19 protein-coding genes and 1 other RNA gene are annotated in these 16,901 nt (G+C 71.5%); 11 read left to right on the top strand and 9 right to left on the bottom strand.

The features are described from left to right. The first annotated feature begins 64 nt into the window (after nucleotides 1–64). Nucleotides 65–1,495: an RNB domain-containing ribonuclease gene (locus tag ACWD12_RS16255; protein ID WP_450100063.1), complete on the top strand. Its 1,431-nt coding sequence runs from the start codon at nucleotides 65–67 to the stop codon at nucleotides 1,493–1,495. 24 nt (nucleotides 1,496–1,519) lie between these two features. Continuing rightward, nucleotides 1,520–1,922: RNase P RNA component class A (rnpB, locus tag ACWD12_RS16260), an RNA gene on the top strand. A gap of 576 nt (nucleotides 1,923–2,498) precedes the next feature. On the opposite strand, the gene ACWD12_RS16265 is transcribed toward rnpB, so the two are convergent. Both ACWD12_RS16265 and ACWD12_RS16270 read right to left on the bottom strand, forming a co-directional pair. Beyond that, nucleotides 2,499–2,774: a hypothetical protein gene (locus ACWD12_RS16265; protein WP_358356384.1), complete on the bottom strand. Its 276-nt coding sequence runs from the start codon at nucleotides 2,772–2,774 to the stop codon at nucleotides 2,499–2,501. 168 nt (nucleotides 2,775–2,942) lie between these two features. Continuing rightward, on the bottom strand, nucleotides 2,943–3,839 hold the full coding sequence (locus ACWD12_RS16270; protein WP_450100064.1) for a LysR family transcriptional regulator: 897 nt from the start codon (nucleotides 3,837–3,839) through the stop codon (nucleotides 2,943–2,945). Nucleotides 3,840–4,104: 265 nt separating this feature from the next. On the opposite strand from ACWD12_RS16270, the gene ACWD12_RS16275 reads away from it, so the two are divergent. After that, on the top strand, nucleotides 4,105–4,755 hold the full coding sequence (locus tag ACWD12_RS16275; protein WP_450100065.1) for an SDR family NAD(P)-dependent oxidoreductase: 651 nt from the start codon (nucleotides 4,105–4,107) through the stop codon (nucleotides 4,753–4,755). 180 nt (nucleotides 4,756–4,935) lie between these two features. Beyond that, entirely contained in the window at nucleotides 4,936–5,490 is a 555-nt protein-coding gene (locus ACWD12_RS16280; protein ID WP_358356389.1) for a carboxymuconolactone decarboxylase family protein, read from the top strand. 10 nt (nucleotides 5,491–5,500) lie between these two features. On the opposite strand, the gene ACWD12_RS16285 is transcribed toward ACWD12_RS16280, so the two are convergent. Beyond that, nucleotides 5,501–5,884, bottom strand: coding sequence for a winged helix-turn-helix transcriptional regulator (locus ACWD12_RS16285; protein WP_450100066.1), 384 nt, complete (start codon nucleotides 5,882–5,884; stop codon nucleotides 5,501–5,503). 527 nt (nucleotides 5,885–6,411) lie between these two features. Here ACWD12_RS16285 and ACWD12_RS16290 point away from each other — a divergent pair. After that, nucleotides 6,412–7,539, top strand: coding sequence for an LLM class flavin-dependent oxidoreductase (locus ACWD12_RS16290; protein ID WP_450100067.1), 1,128 nt, complete (start codon nucleotides 6,412–6,414; stop codon nucleotides 7,537–7,539). A gap of 148 nt (nucleotides 7,540–7,687) precedes the next feature. On the opposite strand, the gene ACWD12_RS16295 is transcribed toward ACWD12_RS16290, so the two are convergent. Beyond that, on the bottom strand, nucleotides 7,688–8,257 hold the full coding sequence (locus ACWD12_RS16295; protein WP_450100068.1) for a hypothetical protein: 570 nt from the start codon (nucleotides 8,255–8,257) through the stop codon (nucleotides 7,688–7,690). A gap of 274 nt (nucleotides 8,258–8,531) precedes the next feature. Here ACWD12_RS16295 and ACWD12_RS16300 point away from each other — a divergent pair, with 274 nt between their 5' ends. From ACWD12_RS16300 to ACWD12_RS16310, 3 genes are all read left to right on the top strand, one after another. Beyond that, nucleotides 8,532–8,735: a hypothetical protein gene (locus ACWD12_RS16300; RefSeq protein WP_358356398.1), complete on the top strand. Its 204-nt coding sequence runs from the start codon at nucleotides 8,532–8,534 to the stop codon at nucleotides 8,733–8,735. 87 nt (nucleotides 8,736–8,822) lie between these two features. Beyond that, a complete protein-coding gene (locus ACWD12_RS16305) occupies nucleotides 8,823–9,065 on the top strand; it encodes a chaplin (protein ID WP_358356400.1) in 243 nt (80 codons plus the stop codon). Between the two features lie 478 nt (nucleotides 9,066–9,543). Beyond that, nucleotides 9,544–10,251, top strand: coding sequence for a bifunctional DNA primase/polymerase (locus ACWD12_RS16310; protein ID WP_358356402.1), 708 nt, complete (start codon nucleotides 9,544–9,546; stop codon nucleotides 10,249–10,251). Between the two features lie 99 nt (nucleotides 10,252–10,350). On the opposite strand, the gene ACWD12_RS16315 is transcribed toward ACWD12_RS16310, so the two are convergent. Together ACWD12_RS16315 and map are read right to left on the bottom strand one after the other, a co-directional pair. Then, nucleotides 10,351–11,340, bottom strand: coding sequence for a hypothetical protein (locus ACWD12_RS16315; RefSeq protein ID WP_450100069.1), 990 nt, complete (start codon nucleotides 11,338–11,340; stop codon nucleotides 10,351–10,353). Nucleotides 11,341–11,404: 64 nt separating this feature from the next. Then, nucleotides 11,405–12,253 (bottom strand): type I methionyl aminopeptidase, encoded by an 849-nt coding sequence (gene map / locus ACWD12_RS16320; protein WP_358356406.1) that lies wholly within the window; start codon nucleotides 12,251–12,253, stop codon nucleotides 11,405–11,407. Between the two features lie 81 nt (nucleotides 12,254–12,334). Here map and ACWD12_RS16325 point away from each other — a divergent pair, with 81 nt between their 5' ends. Then, entirely contained in the window at nucleotides 12,335–12,631 is a 297-nt protein-coding gene (locus ACWD12_RS16325) for a hypothetical protein (RefSeq protein ID WP_450100070.1), read from the top strand. A gap of 9 nt (nucleotides 12,632–12,640) precedes the next feature. On the opposite strand, the gene ACWD12_RS16330 is transcribed toward ACWD12_RS16325, so the two are convergent. Beyond that, on the bottom strand, nucleotides 12,641–13,423 hold the full coding sequence (locus tag ACWD12_RS16330; protein ID WP_450100071.1) for an MgtC/SapB family protein: 783 nt from the start codon (nucleotides 13,421–13,423) through the stop codon (nucleotides 12,641–12,643). A 128-nt stretch (nucleotides 13,424–13,551) separates the two neighbouring features. Beyond that, nucleotides 13,552–14,346 (bottom strand): histone H1-like repetitive region-containing protein, encoded by a 795-nt coding sequence (locus ACWD12_RS16335; protein ID WP_450100072.1) that lies wholly within the window; start codon nucleotides 14,344–14,346, stop codon nucleotides 13,552–13,554. Nucleotides 14,347–14,569: 223 nt separating this feature from the next. Here ACWD12_RS16335 and npdG point away from each other — a divergent pair, with 223 nt between their 5' ends. Beyond that, on the top strand, nucleotides 14,570–15,262 hold the full coding sequence (gene npdG, locus ACWD12_RS16340; RefSeq protein ID WP_358356412.1) for an NADPH-dependent F420 reductase: 693 nt from the start codon (nucleotides 14,570–14,572) through the stop codon (nucleotides 15,260–15,262). A 263-nt stretch (nucleotides 15,263–15,525) separates the two neighbouring features. Here the strand turns inward: npdG and ACWD12_RS16345 are convergent, their stop codons facing one another. Continuing rightward, the gene (locus tag ACWD12_RS16345; protein WP_358356414.1) at nucleotides 15,526–16,137 is read right to left on the bottom strand and encodes an NADPH-dependent FMN reductase; all 612 of its coding nucleotides are present in this window, start codon (nucleotides 16,135–16,137) and stop codon (nucleotides 15,526–15,528) included. A 423-nt stretch (nucleotides 16,138–16,560) separates the two neighbouring features. Here ACWD12_RS16345 and ACWD12_RS16350 point away from each other — a divergent pair, with 423 nt between their 5' ends. Further along, the gene (locus tag ACWD12_RS16350; protein WP_358356416.1) at nucleotides 16,561–16,752 is read left to right on the top strand and encodes a hypothetical protein; all 192 of its coding nucleotides are present in this window, start codon (nucleotides 16,561–16,563) and stop codon (nucleotides 16,750–16,752) included. Nucleotides 16,753–16,901: the final 149 nt, after the last annotated feature.

The raw sequence follows: 16,901 nt of genomic DNA on the forward strand, positions 1-16,901 counted from the left end.
CGGCCCCCGATGGAACCGGGGCGAAGCCGGCCGAATCCCGCAGCGCAGGGCCTAGGCTCGGCCCGTGCCCCGACGGAACATGCACCTCAACGCCGCCGACGGCGCGCGTCTCCGCGCCGGATTCGCCGCCCTGCGGGCCGACCTCGGTCTGCCGGACGCGTTCCCTCCTGAGGTCCTCGCCGAGGCCGAGCGCGCGACCCCGCGGCTCATCGGCGACGACGCGACCGGCATCCCCTTCCTGACCGTCGACCCGGCGGAGTCGATGGACCTCGACCAGGCGATGCACCTCGAACGCCGCGGCGACGGCTACCGCGTCAACTACGCCATCGCCGACGTCGCGTCGTGGGTGGTGCCGGGCGGCGCGATCGACGCCGAGACCATGAAGCGCGTCGAGACGCTCTACCTGCCCGACGGGCGCGTACCGCTGCACCCTCCGGCACTGTCCGAGAACGCCGCGAGCCTGCTGCCCGGCCAGGACCGCCCGGCCGTGCTGTGGACGCTCGACCTCGACGCGGGCGGCGAGCTGACCGCCACCGACGTACGGCGCGCCACCGTGCGCAGCCGCCGCCGTCTCGACTACTTCGAGGCACAGCGCCTGATCGACGCGGGTCCGCCGGGCCGGACCGACGAACCGCTCGCGCTCCTGCGCGAGATCGGCCTCCTGCGCGAGCGCGTCGAACGCGAGCGCGGCGGCGTCAGCCTGCCGATCCCGGAGCAGGAGATCGTGCAGCGCGGCGACACCTGGGAGCTGGAGTTCCGCGCGCCGCCGGCCGTCGAGGGGTGGAACGCGCAGATCTCCCTCCTGACCGGGATGGCCGCCGCGGACCTCATGGCGTATGCCGGCGTCGGCATCCTCCGCACCCTCCCGGACGCCCCGCCCGGCGCCCTCGAACAACTCCGGCGCGTCGCGCGGGCGCTGGAGGTGGACTGGCCGGACGGCGCGACGTACGGCGACGTGATCCACCGCATCGACCCCGCCCTCCCCAACCACGCCGCATTCCTGCAGGAATCCACCGGACTGCTGCGCGGCGCGGGCTACACGGCCTTCGACGCGGGCGTCCCGGAACTGGCCACCCACGCCGCGGTCGCCGACGAGTACGCCCACGTGACCGCCCCGCTGCGCCGCCTTGTGGACCGGTTCGCCGCCGAGGTCTGCCTGAGTGTGATCGCGGGCGACGACGTGCCCGACTGGGTGTTGGGCCGCCTGCCCGACCTGCCCAAGACCATGGAGGCGGGCGACCGCAGGGCCCACGAGGTCGAGCGCGAGGCCGTCGACCTGGTCGAGGCGGCGGTCCTCGGTCCCCACGTCGGGGAGGAGTTCGACGCGGTGGTCGTCGACCTCAACGACAAGGGCGACGCCGGCACCGTGCAACTGCGCGAGCCCGCGGTGCGCGCCAAGTTCTCCGGCACCGGCCTCAAGCTCGGCTCGGCGGTGCGCGTGCGCCTGACCGAGGCCGACCCGGCGAAGCGCCGCGTACGGTTCGCCCCGGCCTGACCGCTAGGCTGGGGGCGCGGCGGAAGAGCCGGCCGGGCGGCCGCGTCGGGACCCTCCGGGGTCCCGCCGAGGAACGTCCGGGCTCCACAGGGCAGGGTGGTGGGTAACGCCCACCTGGGGCAACCCACGGGACAGTGCCACAGAAAGCAGACCGCCAGGCGTCCTCGGACACCTGGTAAGGGTGAAACGGTGGTGTAAGAGACCACCAGCGCCCGAGGTGACTCGGGCGGCTAGGTAAACCCCACCTGGAGCAAGGTCAAGAGGGAGCCGACAGGCTCCTGCGCAGGCGTTCGAGGGCTGCCCGCCCGAGCCTGCGGGTAGACCGCTAGAGGCCGACGGCAACGCCGGTCGTAGATGGATGGCCGCCACCGCTCGGACCGCGAGGTCCGAGCGGCCACAGAACCCGGCGTACAGGCCGACTCTTCCGCCGCCCCCGCAAACACCCCCGCCAGCCGGGGCTTGCCCCAGGCATCGGCCCAGGTCGACGTGCGCCACGGCGAACGTCCCATGGCCTGCTCACCAGGCGCCGAGTTCTTCACACTGTCACCGAGGCGATCTCGGTCGTGCGGCCCCTGGACGGGCGCCCGGCCCTGGTCGCACAGCTCGCGCCCACCAAAGTCCGCACGCAAGGCGGGCGAAGCACCCCCACGCGTAGACCGCGCCTCCGTCGCCGCAACCCACGCAACCGGAACCGCCCGCCCAAGTGGTCGGCCGCCGAGCGCGGTCGGCGGGTCCCCGTGTCGCGGTACCTGGTGTCGCGGTACCGGTTGATCCGTCCCTTCGCGCCGCGGGGTTCGGCGATGACGCGGCCGCGGATCACGCACGGGGGCGGGCGGAGTCACGCGTTCCCCACCGGACGGTGCCGAGTGTCGATGGGGTGGGGTCACTCCCGACCGCGACGGTCCGATCACCGCCGACCGGGCCGTCGCGCCGCGGCACCGGCCGCGGCGCTCGATCGGCTGCGCAAATCGGATGTCGGATGACGAATGTGCCGCTGGGCAGGTCAGTTGTCGATGTAGCCGTTGCGCCCGTCGTGGCCGTCCGCGTCCGCGTCGTCGAACCAGTGCCCGCCGTCGGCCAAGTAACGGAAGTACACCCGCTGTTCGGCGGGGACCTGGACGGACACGGCACGGGTGCCGTCCTTGCGGGTGGCAAGCGTGTGTACGCCGGGCTCCCACGCGTTGAAGTCGCCCACCACGCTGACCGGGCCCGAGGGCAGGTCGCCGGGCAGGATGAACGTGACGTCGACCTTGTCCTTCAAACGGGTGCGCTCCAGCATCGCCGGCGGACTCCTTTCGGGAGGGGGTACACGGACGGACGGTCGGTCCGACCGTGCCGACTGGCCGACATGCTGCCGTGCCCCCGGCCGAACGACCGCCCATTGCGGGCGCGGCGCGCGGTGATTCCGCCAAACGGCGGCTCGGCCCGGAGGAACGCGCAGGGCCGGTCAGGCCGACGCGACGCGGAGCAGCGCGTCCGACATCGCGGCCAGCGCCGGGTGGTCCGGCGCTGTGTTGCGGACGGCCGCGTACACGCCGCGGACGGCCTCGGCGTCGCGCAGGTCGCGGACCACCACACCCTCGCGCACCCGGTCGCCGAGGCCGATGCCCGGGACCACGCTGATGCCCAGCCCGGCGGCGACGAAGGCCTGTGCGGTCACGTAGTCCTCGGACCGCACCGTGAACTCGGGGCGGAACCCGGCCGCGGCGCACACCGCGAGGACCGCGTCCATACACGGCCCCTGCCAGGCGCTGCCGACCCACGGCTCGCCGACGAGGTCGGCGAGCGCGAGCGATTCGTGCGCCGCGAGCGGGTGTTCGGCGGGGAGCAGCACGCGGTAGCTGTCCGAGAGCAGGTACGTGAAGCGCACCCCGTCCTCGGACGGCGGTCCGCCCGCGCGCATCACGAGACCGAGGTCGGCCCGTCCCTCGCGGACCTCGGGCAGCGGATCGGCCGGGTCGGTGAGCCGCAGGTCCACGTGGATGCCGGGACGGGTGCGGCGCAGCGCGGCGACGGCCGGGGCGACCAACGCGGCCCCGGCGCTGGCGAAGTAGCAGACGGAGACCCGGCCGGAGCGGCCGGAGCGCAGATCGGCCAGCAGGGCTTCGGCCTCGCTCACCCGCGCGCCCACGGCCGCCGCGCATGCGCCGAGCAACTGCCCCGCCTCGGTCGGCCGTACGCCCCGCGCCGTACGTTCCAGCAGTGGCAGCCCGGCCTCGCGCTCCAGCGCGGCGATCTGCTGGCTGACCGCCGAGGGCGTGTACCCGAGGCGCCGGGCGGCGGCGGTGATGGACCGCTCGGCCAAGACGGCTTCGAGCACCTGCATGCGTCGCACATCAAGCATGCAGCGCAGCTTAACGCCGCGTGCAGATCTTTGCGCTTGTCTTAACGGAGGAACGGCGAGACGGTAGCTATCGAAGGTCGGCGGTCCGGTTCTCCGGGTCGTTCCGGGGCGGCGCGGTCGAACGTGCTGCCTGGCCGGACGTGCTGCGCGGTCGGTTGCATGGCCGCCGCTGCTCGCCGGGGAACTGTCCTCGAAGAGCCGCTGCGCCCTCGCCGCACAGCCGCCGAACTGTTGTCGAACGAACCAGCCTTGCCCAGGAGGAGTCATGTCCGGATTGATCATCGTCGGAGCGGGACCGCTGATCGGCCGTTCCGTGGCCCGTCGCTTCGGCCGCGAGGGACTTCCGGTCGCGGTCGTCGCTCGTCGCCCGGCCGCGGCGGAGGAGGTCGCCGCCGCGGTGCGCGCGGACGGCGGTCGCGCGGTGGCCTTCGCCGCCGATGCCACGGACGAGAAGGGCCTGCGTGCCGCCTTGGACGCCGCGGTCGAGGCGCACGGGGTGCCCGACGCGGTCGTCTACAACGCCGGACTGATCCGCGCGGACCGGCTCGGCGAACTGGCTTCCGACGAATTCCTCGAGACCTTGGCGGTCAACGTCGTCGGCGCACTGACCGCCGCCGCACACCTCGGCCCACGGATGGCCGCGACCGGAGGCGGTGCGTTCCTGATCACCGGGGGCATGCCGCAGCCGCTCGCGAGCCACGTCAGCCTGTCGCTCGGCAAGGCGGGCGTACGCGCTGCCGCGGACATGCTGGCGCAGGAACTCGGACCCTCGGGCGTCCACGTGGCGACCGTCACGGTGGCCGACGAGGTCAGGCCGGGCACGGCGTACGACCCCGACGACATCGCGGACCTGTACTGGGAGTTGTACCGGCAGTCGCCCGAGGAGTGGGAACGGGAAGTCCTGTTCGCCCGCTGAGCGGCCGACCGCCGGGGCGCGCACTCGGCAGACGGGGGAGCCGGAAGCGGGGAGCCGGAAACGGGAGCCGCGGAGCTGAAGTCGGAAGCCTGGGGAGTCGGATGCCCTTGCGCTTCTGAATCAGAAGCATAGGCTGGGCGCGTCGAGTGATTCTGAAATCGAAGCGCAGGAGGTCGTCCCGTGCCCCGCATCGCTCCACTCTCCCCGCCCTACGAGCCCGGCGTCGGCGACGCCCTCACGGCTTGGATGGGCGGGGTGGACAAGGAACCGCTCCTGCTTTTCCGCACCTTGCTGCGCAACGAGGAACTCGCCTCACGCATGCGGGTGTTGGGTGCCGGACTGCTCGCCCACGGCAAACTCCCCGCGGCCGACCGGGAACTGGTGGTCGCCCGTGTGTGCGCCCGCTCCGCCTGCCGGTACGAGTGGAGCGTGCACGCGGCGATCTTCGGAGAGGCCGTCGGCTTCACCGCGGACCTGCTGGCCGCGACCGTGACGGCTCCGCCGGACGACCCCCGCTGGTCTCCGCGTCAGGCCGCGCTGCTCGGCGCCGCGGACGAGTTGCACCGTACGGCCGCCCTCTCCGACCCGGCATGGCAGGCCCTGGCCGCGCACTTCGACGAGGACCAGATCCTCGAGTTCCTGGTGCTCTGCGGCTGGTACCGGACGGTCGCCTACCTCGCGAACGGCCTGCGCCTGGAGTCCGAGCCGTGGAGTACGCCGTACCCGGGCACGTAGGGCGTCGGCGTCACCGCCGCGGGCGACCCGCCTCGGTGCCGGTGCCGGTGCCAGTACCGGTGTCGGCGCTGGTACCGGCTCCGTCGGCTTCGGCTGCGCCCATCTGCCGCGCCCACTTGTCGCTCCACGCGTTCAACGGCCCCAGCGCGTCGACCAACTCGCGTCCCAAAGCCGTGAGTCGATAGCTGTCGTCCCCCGACTCGACGAGCCCCGCGTCGGCGAGTTCGCTCAGGCGGGTGCTCAGGACGCTCGACGACATGCCCTCGCAGCGCCGCTGCAACTCGCGGAACCCGGCCGGGTCGAGGCTCAGTTCCCACAGCACCCGCAGCGCCCAGCGGCGACCGAGTAGGTCCAGGGCGGCCATCACGGGGCGCCCCGACGTCGAACCGCGCACCGGCGTACCTGGACGCGGGCTCGGATGCGAACCCGGATGCGAACCCGGATGCGGACCCGGATGCGGACCCGGATGCGGACCGCGTGCTGCCATTGCCTGTCCTCCTGTTCGCCCGTCCGCCTTGCCGCCCGGCCGCCGGCCGACTTTCCCTCGTACGCCGGATGCAGGATAGAGGCGGACGACTTGTCGCCATGTGTACCAGCATCCGAGACACCCTTGCCGCGCCGGAAAACCGGCGGCCAGGATGGCGGCATGGCCCTTGACCTCGTCTCGCGACGCCACGTGGATCTGATGCGTGTCGCGACCATGGCGTGTCGGGCCCACTCTCCGCGTGCCGCCCGCATCTGACGCAGCACGCCAATTCCGCCGACTCCGGTTCCAGCCGCACTCACAGCCGCACTCACACGTGCGCGTTCGCGCGCCGTACCCAGAGCCGCAGCCACACCTGCCCCGCCGGTCGTACGCCGCCCCGCGTCCACCCACGCGGGCGCGCCGCTCCCGTCCGCCCATGACTCCCGGGACACCGCATGTCGCCAGCCCCCTTGTTCCACTGGTTCCTGCCCACCGGCGGCGACGGCCGCGACCCCGGCGGTGTCACCGCCGTCCAAGGCCGCACCGGCGCCGCCACCCGACGCCCCGCCGACATCGGCTACCTGTCCCAGGTCGCCCGGGCCGCGGAGCAGTCCGGCTTCACCGCGCTGCTCACCCCGGTCGGTCTGGGCTGCGTCGACCCGTGGATCCTGACGGCGGCACTTGCGCAGCACACCGACCGGATCGGGTTCCTGGTGGCCTTCCGCGCCGGCTTCGCCAGCCCCACGCTGATTGCCCAACAGGCGGACGCCTTCCGCAGGTTCGCGGGCGGGCGCGTACGCCTGAACGTGGTGACCGGCGGCGATCCGGCCGAGCAGCGGGCGTACGGCGACGACCTGGGCCACGACGCGCGCTACGAACGCACCGACGAGATCATGGCAGTGCTGCGTGACCTGCTCGACGGCAAGCGCGTGGACTTCGCCGGCCGGCATGTGCGGATCGACGGAGCGCAACTGGTGGATCCGAGTGTCGGCTTCCCCGTGCCGCTGTACTTCGGCGGTGCGTCGCCCGCCGCCGAGGACGTGGCGGCGCGCCGGGCGGACGTGCAACTCCTCTGGGGTGAACCGCCGTCCGCGATTGCCGACCGCATCACGCGGCTGCGCGAGCGAGCCGGCGCCGCAGGCCGCTCACTCCAGTACGGGCTGCGCGTGCACGTCATTTCGCGCGACACCTCCGCCGAAGCCTGGGCCGAGGCCGAACGCATCCAGTCCCGCTTCGACCCCGAGGCCGTCCGTGCGAGCCAGGCGCGCTTCGCGGCGATGGACTCCACCGGGCAGGCGCGCATGGCAGCCCTGCACGGCGGCGCGCACGACGCCTCGGTCCGCGACCTCGTGGTGGCGCCCAACCTCTGGGCCGGGATCGGGCTCGTACGCGAAGGCGTGGGCACCGCCGTCGTCGGCTCGCACGACGAAGTCGCGGCCCGGCTGGCGGAGTACCACGGGCTGGGCATCGACGAGTTCGTGCTGTCCGGCTATCCGCATCTGGAGGAGGCGTACCGCGTTGGCGAGGAGGTCGTCCCGCGGCTGCACGCGCTGCTCGCCACCACCCGCGACGCGGCGGCATAGCGGCCCGAGGCACCAGGCTCTCGGTACCAGGCACCAGGCTCTCGGTACCAGGCTCCAGGCATCGGGCATCGGGCATCGGGCATCAGACACCAGGCATAGACACCAGGCATCCGGCCGCAGGCCTCCTCTCCCCGCCACCCCCCAGACCTCACAACACCGGTTCCTCCGGCGGTTCGAGCGGGGAGTAGAGCGCGCGGCGGTTGTTGAGGTGTGCCAGGTGCCAGATGCGGCCCTTGGCGTCGAGGTCCAGCGGCGGGGGGTTGGGGACCCACGCCAGCGTGACGCCCTCGGGGGAGACCGCCTGCATCTTCTCCACGTTGCGAGCCGCCGCGAAGCGTTCGGCCGCTTCGCGATCGCGCCACAAGGGGTGCCCGGGATAGTCGCGTTCGCCGCGCCCCGGTCGGGTCATGGCGCGCAGGAGTGCGGGGCTGTAGATGCCCCTGACCCGGAAGTTCTCGAGGTGGCGGCTTTCGATGACGATGCGGATGTACGAGGTGCGGTTGCCCCGGTGGCGTCCGACGACGAACAATTTCTCGCCGCCGTCGCCCCACTGCGGGGGCAGGACCCACACCTTGGCCCCGCCGGAGAAGTGCCGCAGGCCCCTGCGGATGTCGAGGCCGCCCTCGCCCTGGGCGGTTTCGGAGCGCACGTTGGCCACCACTCCGAACGCCGACATTTCCGCCGGTGTCTGCGCCCCGGCCGCCGCGGTGCCGTCCATGCGGCCATGCTCGCGGCGTACCGGTGCGTCGGGCAACGCCTTTCCCGGCTTGCGGTGGGCGTCGCGAGGTCAGACCGGACTCTGGCCGGTGCCGCGACAGGTCGAGCAGTCGACCCATTCGCGGCGTTCGACGACCTTGCCGTCTCTGACCTCGGTGACGATCCGGAAGTAACCCTTCCGGCCCCCACACACGCCGCACTCCATGGGAACGTCCTCCGTCCGCGTCCACGGCCGTTACGGTGAGTCTAGGACCCCTCACGGCGCTGGAGTACCCGTGGACGATGACAACGGATGGCGTAACGCGTGGCCGTTCCGCTGCCACGACGAAGTCCCGCACGCGTGGAAGTACAACGGGGAGTACGTGCCGGGAAAGCCCTGGTCGAAGTACTGCCTGGGCTGCTTCATGGTCAAGGCGGGTAACACCACCGACAACGACCCGACGCCGGAGGCGGCCGCGATGCCTCGGATGAACGGGTGAATCAGGACAACTCTCGCGTTTCTCTCCATGAGGTGCGTCGTTGAGCACGTTGCCGAACCCCATCGGCAGCGATTTCGTGGAGGAATTGTGAACAACATCAAGAAGGCGGCCGTTCTCGTCGCCGTCGCCGGCGGCGTCGTGGCCGCGGGCACCGGTGCCGCCCACGCCAGCTCCGAGGCGGACGGCGCGGCCGTCGGTTCGCCCGGTGTCCTGTCCGGCAACGCCGTCCAGGTCCCCGTGCACATTCCGGTGAACGTCTGCGGCAACAGCGTGGACGTCATCGGCGCGCTGAACCCCGCCTTCGGGAACACGTGCATCAACAACGGCTGAGCCGTCCTGCCGGACCGCGGCCTGCCTCCTTGGCCGCGGACGGCTGCGACAAGCGCCCCGCCTCCCGGTACGCCGGGAGCGGGGCCGCTCGCGTTTCGGGCCGCGACCCCGGACACTTGGACCTTCCAGTCGACTTCGAGCACGCGGCTCCCGGCATTCGTCGACCTCCGGGGAGCGGGGCGCGAGCGGGTCCGACCCCGGGCACGGGAATGTGCGCGCGTATCGGACACTTGAACGAGGACCTGATCCGGACACTTTCGAAACCTAAATCGGTATCGAAGCGCCCAAGTGTGGTGACCGGATGCAGCTCTTCGATCGCAATCCGGTCACCTCGGCACCCGACCCGGCCCGACGGCCCCGAGAACCGCGATGATGGGGATTGCCTTCGTCGTTCTCCCACGTTGTTCACGGTGACGCCGCGTTCAGGGTGAAGCCGCGCGTCGGGAGACCAAGGTCAGTAGGCGGAAGAAGGGGTGCCATGGACCGTACGGATCGCATCGGCAAGCGGGCCCGCGTGGCCGGATGGCTGCGTCGCGTGCAGCGCGAGGACCCGGGAGCGGGACGGGACCTGCGGGCCGACCTCATCCTCGACGTGGTACGCCTCGGCTGGCCCGTCTGCCCCGCCGCCCACCCCCTCGAATACGGCTGTTCGTGCGACCGCGTCGGCTGTCCGTCGCCCGGCATGCACCCCGTCTCGTTCGCCTGGCAGACCCAGGCCACCACCGACGTCGTCCAGGTCACCCGCTGGCTCGAGCGCCATCCGGACGCCAACTTCGTCACCGCCACCGGTGTCGCGCACGACGTCCTCGACGTCCCCGCGCAGGCCGGCGAACTGGCCCTCCAGGCCCTCGGATCCGAGGTCGGCCCGGTCGCCGCCTGCGGCCCCGACCGGCACCTGTTCTTCACCGCCACGCGCGGCACCCCCGTCGACGAGGACGAGTGGTGGCCCTGCGAACTCGACTGCCACCCCGAGACCCTCGACGAACACCCCGGCCTGCGCTGGCACTGCCGCGGCAGCTATGTGCTCCTGCCGCCGTCCCGACACCCGTCGGGCGAGCAGATGCGCTGGATCCGCGGCCCCGAGACGCCGCTGCCGGACCCGCTGCGCGTCCTCGACGTGCTGACCGACGCGTGCGACACGGTCGGTGCGACGGCCACCGACTCCCGCTGGCTCATGGGCATGTGACCCCGGGGCCCACTTTCCTGCCCAGCCCCTCCAGTTCCGTCGGTTCCTCCCGGTCCTTCGCGGTCGTTCCCGGCCCTCCTCGCTGCTCCCGCTGTTCCGTCACTCGCCCTCGGCACCCACGACGCCCGACATGGTCGCGACCACCTGCACCTTGCCGGCCCCAGCGAGCGGCACCAGTGCCGCGTACGCCGCCAACTTGTGCTCGGTGACCGACCGCTTCGGCTTCGCCGCCAGGAACGCCTGCTGCGCGGGCTCCACCTCGCCGAGGGTGTTCGGCGGCTGCACCGTCAGCTTCATGCTGTGCGTCACGGCGAACAGCACCAGCGCGCCGCCGTCGGCGGTGCGGATCGCCAGGGGCGCGTACTGCGCCGCCGGGGTGTCCACGAACTGCCGTACGTAGCCGTTCTGCACGGGCTCCTCGCGCAGCTTGCGCGCCTCGCTCGTGTGCGGCCCGGGCGCGAACAACTCCGCGGACGAACGCCCGTCCGTCAGGTAGCCGGTCAGCGCCGCCGCGGTGTCGCGGGGGAGGGCTGCCAGGCCCGGCGCGTCCAGCGGCAGCTGCTCGACGTACCCGTCCTTGTCGCGGTGCGGCTCGGGGAAGGCCGCGCCCGCGCGCAGCGTCGGCCCCCAGGTAGCCCGCCACGGTGCGTCCGGGTCGTCCTTGCCGAACACCAGCAGCATCGGGCGGGCGTTCGCGTACGACGGCGTGTTGTGCACGGCGAACCACTTCGGCCAGCCGACCGTGCGCGGGATCCAGAAGGTCGGCTTGTCGTGCGTGAACGCCGGGATCTGCCGCTTGTGCTCCGGGTCGCCGAACGCCATGACCCGCAGCGACGCCTGGTCGATCGCACCAACCGAACCGGTCTCGATCTCGGCGTTCAGGGCGGCGTCGCGCTTCGCGTAGACCTCGTTGTTGCGGGCGTCGAAGTCGGCGAGCACGCGCGCCGCCTCGCGCTGGTCCAGCGGCGCCACGCGGGCGGTCTTGCCGTCGACGGTCACACAGCCGGCCGCGGCCGCGCCCAGCACGAGCGACAGCACAAGCGCCGGGGCGGCTCTGGATATTCGGCGTACTCGGAGGACTCGGCGCATGCGTGATGCCGACGAACGATTCTGCCTGGGGGAAGAGTGTGCGGTACGGGCCACGACGGGGAGACTACGGCAGCGTCAGAATCTCCGCGCCGCCATCCGTGACGACGATGGTGTGCTCGAACTGCGCGGTGCGCTTGCGGTCCTTGGTCACGACCGTCCAGCCGTCGTCCCACATGTCGTACTCGTGTGTGCCGAGGGTGAGCATCGGCTCGATCGTGAACGTCATGCCCGGCTCCATCACCGTCACGGCGCGCGGGTCGTCGTAGTGCGGGATGATCAGGCCGGAGTGGAACGACGAGTTGATGCCGTGGCCGGTGAAGTCGCGCACCACGCCGTAGCCGAAGCGCTTCGCGTACGACTCGATGACGCGGCCGATCACGTTGATCTGGCGGCCCGCGCGAGCCGCCTTGATGCCGCGGTTCAGCGCCTCCTGGGTCCGCTCGACCAGCAGGCGCGACTCCTCGTCGACGTCGCCGACCAGATAGGTGGCGTCGGTGTCGCCGTGCACCCCGTTGACGAACACCGTCACGTCGATGTTGACGATGTCGCCGTCGTTCAGGCGCGTCGAGTCCGGGATGCCGTGGCAGATGACCTCGTTGACCGAGGTGCACACGGTCTTCGGGAAGCCCCGGTAGCCCAGGCACGACGGATAGGCGCCGTGGTCGAGGATGTACTCGTGCGCGACGCGGTCCAGCTCGTCGGTCGTGACGCCCGGCGCGACGTGCTTCGCGGCCTCGGCCATCGACCCGGCGGCGATGCGCCCGGCGATCCGCATCTTCTCGATGGTCTCGGCGGTCTGGATGTCGGGGCCCTCGTACGGCGCCGGCGCCGCCTTCCCCACATACTCCGGTCGGGGGATTTCGGCAGGGACGGTGCGGATCGGGGTCGGCCTGCCGGGAACGAGAGTCGCCATAACCTGCGAGTGTAGCCAGCGCCGCAGGGGCATCATCACCCGCGAACGCGCACCGCGAAGTCGACCGGCAGGGGAGCCCGCATGTTCAGGCTGTGGCGGCGGCCGAAGGGCCGCGAGGGCGAGTGGTTCTACTGCGTACGGCACAACAAGGTCGAGGAAGGCCCGGAATGCCGCGCGCTCGACCGCCTCGGCCCGTACGAGACGCGGGCGGAGGCCGAGCACGCCCTGGAGATCGCCCGCGAGCGCAACGAGTCGTGGGACAACGACCCGGACTGGAACGACCCGCGGCCGGGTGGTGGGAGCGGCCCGGCGGACCCCGGTGGTGGTCCGGGCGGCCCGGGCGCTCCGGGCGAGGGCGGCGCGCGACCGGGGGCGTGAGCGCCGCGGTCATTCACTCGGTTCGGTGACGAATCCTCCGCCGACCGCCAGGACGCCGTCCAGTTCCGCGAGATCGGCGACGAGTGACTGCGGCTCGGCGGGGCCGTCGAGTTGCAGGACGACGTACGTCACGCGCCCGCGTACCCGGTCGATCGCATCGGGTGCCTCGGCCGCGGCCGGATCGTGGTCTTGGTGGTGCACCGAGACGTCGTTGACGCGGAACCCGTGCGCGACCGCCGCGACGAGTGTGGCCGGCAGCACCGCGTGCGCGGGCAGGTATGTCAGGCGGAGCTCGACGTTGTTGTCCTTCTGCCCGTTGAACAGTCTGATGAGCGGCGTGTAGCCGAAGACCACCACGAAGTGGAGCGCGGTCACGCCTATCGCGAGCAGCGGCAGCCCGGCCGCGCAGGCCATGCCGACCGCGCAGGTGAGCCAGACGACGGCGGCGGTGGTCAGGCCGCGCACACTGTCACGGCGGACGAATATGAGTCCGCCGCCGATGAACCCGATGCCGGAGACTATTTGGGCGGCGATCCGGGACGGGTCGTAGTTGGGGGAGCCGGCCGGAAGGACGTCCCAGAACCCGTATTTCGACACCTCGACGAACAACGCGGTGCCGACTCCGACGAGGGCGTGTGTCCGCAGGCCCGCACTCTTCTGCCGGATCTCACGCTCGATTCCGATGGCGCTCGAGAGCGCGAACGCCAGGAGTACTTCCCAGAATTGGCGCCACTGGTCGCCTTGCGTCAGGTCCGCGGCCAGCCCGAGCCCGCCGGATATGCCGTTGTCCACCCCAACACCGCCTCACGCCCGCAACCGGACCGAACCGAGATCACGCTATGACCTCGGAGAACGGCCCACGTTACGGGCGTGAGACGGGGCTTTCGTGGAACGCCGGTGCGGCGTGGGTGACTTCTCGCCTACTTCTTGGCGGCGACGCGACGCGTCGCGGTTTTGCGGGTCGTCCGCTTGGTGGCGGGCGCGCGCTTGGCCGCCGACTTGCGGGCGGGTGCCTTGGTCGACGCCTTCTTGGTCAACGGCTTCTTCGCGACCGACTTCTTGGCCACAGCCTTCTTGGCCATGGGCTTCCTCGCGACGGTGCCCTTCGCCGCGGTCTTCCTCGCGGCCACGGTCTTCTTGGGCGCGGTCTTCTTCGCCGCGGACGTCCTGGCCGTGCTCTTCTTGGCGGCGCTCTTCTTGGCCGTGGTCTTCTTCGCGGTCGCCTTGGTGGCCGCGACCTTCTTGGTGACCGCCTTCTTCGCCGTGGTCGTGCGCTTTGCCACCGCCTTCTTGGTGGCGGCCTTCTTGGCGCCGGCCTTCTTCGCGACGCTCTTGGCGGTCGCCTTCGCGGTCGCCTTCTTCGCGCCGGCCTTCTTGGCGACGGTCTTCTGCGCCGCCGTCTTCTTGGCCGCGGCCTTCTTCGCGGCCTTCTTGGCCGTCGCGCTCTTGGCCGCGGTCTTCTTCGTCGTGGACTTCTTGGCGGTGGACTTCTTGGCCGCGGCCTTCTTCGGGGCCGCCTTGGCCGTCTTGGCCGCGGCGGTCCGGTCGTCGACCTCGCTGGCCGAGCCGCTGCGCTGCACGGAGCGAAGCGCGGCCATTGCCTGCGCCTTCGTCGCGTACGACATCGACTTCGCGAGCGTGTCGCCGTTGGACGCCTCCAGGACAAAGCCGTACTTGCCTGTACGCCCCTTGCTGAGAACGAACTTCGCCGGCATCGGTGCCTCCCGTGATCGGGCCATGTCCGGCCCGTTGCCGAACGATTTCCGTATCAAATAAGCACGAATTGTGGCTGTTGTCACATATTTCGGTGCTTTTGGGTGAAGTGTCAAAGGTCGGAAATACTCGAATGGCGGCTTAGGCCCGAATTGAGCTGTGACGTCGGCTGCATCTGGGCGTAGCCCTGGTGCCTCTTGCGCACCCCACTGGCAGGATCACGCCATGACTACCCCCTCCAACGCCCAGCGCGACCCGCGCGACCTGCCGGACGTCGGCAGCCTCGTCGTCGGCGTCCTCGGCGGCACCGGTGAGCAGGGCCGCGGCCTCGCGTACCGGCTCGCCGTCGCGGGCCAGAAAGTGATCATCGGTTCGCGCAGCGCGGACCGTGCCGAGTCCGCCGCCGCGGAGCTGGGCGCGGGAGTCCGCGGTACCGACAACGCCACGTGCGCCGCCGAGAGCGACGTCGTCATCGTCGCGGTGCCGTGGGAGGGCCACAAGGAACTCCTCGTGTCCCTCGCGACGCAGCTCGCCGGGAAGATCGTCGTCGACTGCGTGAACCCGATGGGCTTCGACAAGCAGGGCGCGTACTCGCTGCCCGTCGAGGAGGGCAGCGCCGCGCAGCAGGCCGCCGCCGTCCTGCCCGAGTCGCGCGTGACCGCGGCTTTCCACCACGTCTCCGCGGTGCTCCTGCTCGACCCGAACGTCGAGTCGCTGGACACCGACATCATGGTCCTCGGCGACGAGCGCGCCGCCACCGACGCCGTGCAGGCGCTGGCGAGCCGGATCCCGGGCATGCGCGGCGTGTACGCCGGGCGCCTGCGGAACGCGGGCCAGGTCGAGGCGCTGACCGCCAACCTGATCTCGGTGAACCGCCGGTACAAGGCACACGCGGGCGTCCGCATCACCGACGTCTGACGCGGGTTCCGCATACGCGGGACGCGCGCGGGGGCACGCGTATGCGGGTGCGTACGGCCGCGGCCTCGATGCGCGAGCACGCGCCGCGATGTGTCCCGAGCTTCACGGCCATGCGCGAAGGCCCGGCACCTTTGGTGGTGCCGGGCCTTCGCGCGTCCGCGCCCCCGATCGGGCGCGCGACGAGTGTCTCTGCCGGGTGCTTCCCGGCGTTCTGCGTGTGCCGCCGCAGGGGTGCCCCGGCGCGGGCGGGGGCGCTCCGCGAATCAGCCCGCCAGGGAGGCGGCCCAGGCGTTGAGCGCCTTGGTGTGCGTCTCGCCGGTCTTGGTGTCGACGGCGTTCTGGAGGCCCTGGAGGAGGAACTTCACCATGCCGGCGGTTGCCGGGTCGGTGAGCGTGACGCGGGCCTGCTCGTCGACGCCCAGGCGGGTGTGCACCTCGGGGATGGCGATCTCGGGGCCCTGCACGACGTACGCGGCGAGGTTCCGGAGCTGGCCCTTCAGCTCCTCCTGGGCGCGGATGCCGCCCTGGACGCCCGGCGAGGAGGACAGCACGGCGACGGGCTTGCCGGCCCACGAGGACTGGCCGTACGGACGCGAGGCCCAGTCCAGCGCGTTCTTGAGCACGCCCGGGATGGCGCGGTTGTACTCCGGGGTGGAGATGATCACGCCGTCGGCGGCCTGCACGGCTTCACGCAGGCGCGTGACCGAGGCCGGTACGTCGCCCTCCAGGTCCTGGTTGAAGTGCGGCAGCTCGTCGATGCCCTTGAAGACCTCGATCGTCATGCCTTCCGGGGCGAGCGGGCCGAAGGCGTTCAGCAGCGCGGTGTTGAACGACTCGGTGCGGATCGAACCCGAGATGGCGAGGATGCGGGTCATGACGGAACCTCCAGCGGCATGGGTGGTTGAACGTTTAACAACATACCTTCGGGTCGTTGAGATTTCAACTTCACCGGTTGCGGTGCCGGTTGGGGTCCCCGTGGGGTGCCCGTCGAGTCCGCGTGGGCGGCCGGTCCAAGGCCGGTCTCGATGGCAGGCTGGCGCCGGGCCGGGGGCGTTCGTGGTGCCGGGGCGGGTGCGTTTGCCCGCTCCCTTGGCCGGCTCCGCACGACGTCGCCGGGGCCGCCTCGTACGTGCCGCTCCCGCCTATGCAGGTCCGCGCGCCGGACTTTTATTCCGTTCGGCCACAATGGCGTGTACGACACCGCCGCTTCGGGAGCCGACCACATGTCCTCCGCGTCCCCCGCACCTTCCTCTTCCGCCCCTTCCGCCGCGCCCGCATCCGGCGGGGGGAGGGGTTCCGTGCGTACGCCGCGCGTCGCCGTGCTGGCCCTCGTCGTCTGCGTGCTCGCGCTCGCCGCAGCCGTGATCGCCTTTGCGGACGGCAGTTGGCTCGGCGTCCCGTTCCTGCTGCTGGCTGCTGTGGACGGCAATATCGCGTGGTTCTACCTGCGCCGGGCCCGCAAGGCCCATGCGGCGGCCGCGGCCGGCTGAAGCCCGTCCGGCTCAAGCCCCTCCGGCTCAAGCCTGTCCGACTGAGGCGCGTCCGGCTGAAGCCCGTTCGACTTGAAGTGCGCCCCGACGTGAACTGCTTCCTCGGTGTGGGGGCGGCTTCCGTACGCCTGGCGCGCGCCCCTCACGTG

The sequence above is a fragment of the Streptodolium elevatio genome (assembly GCF_053592165.1).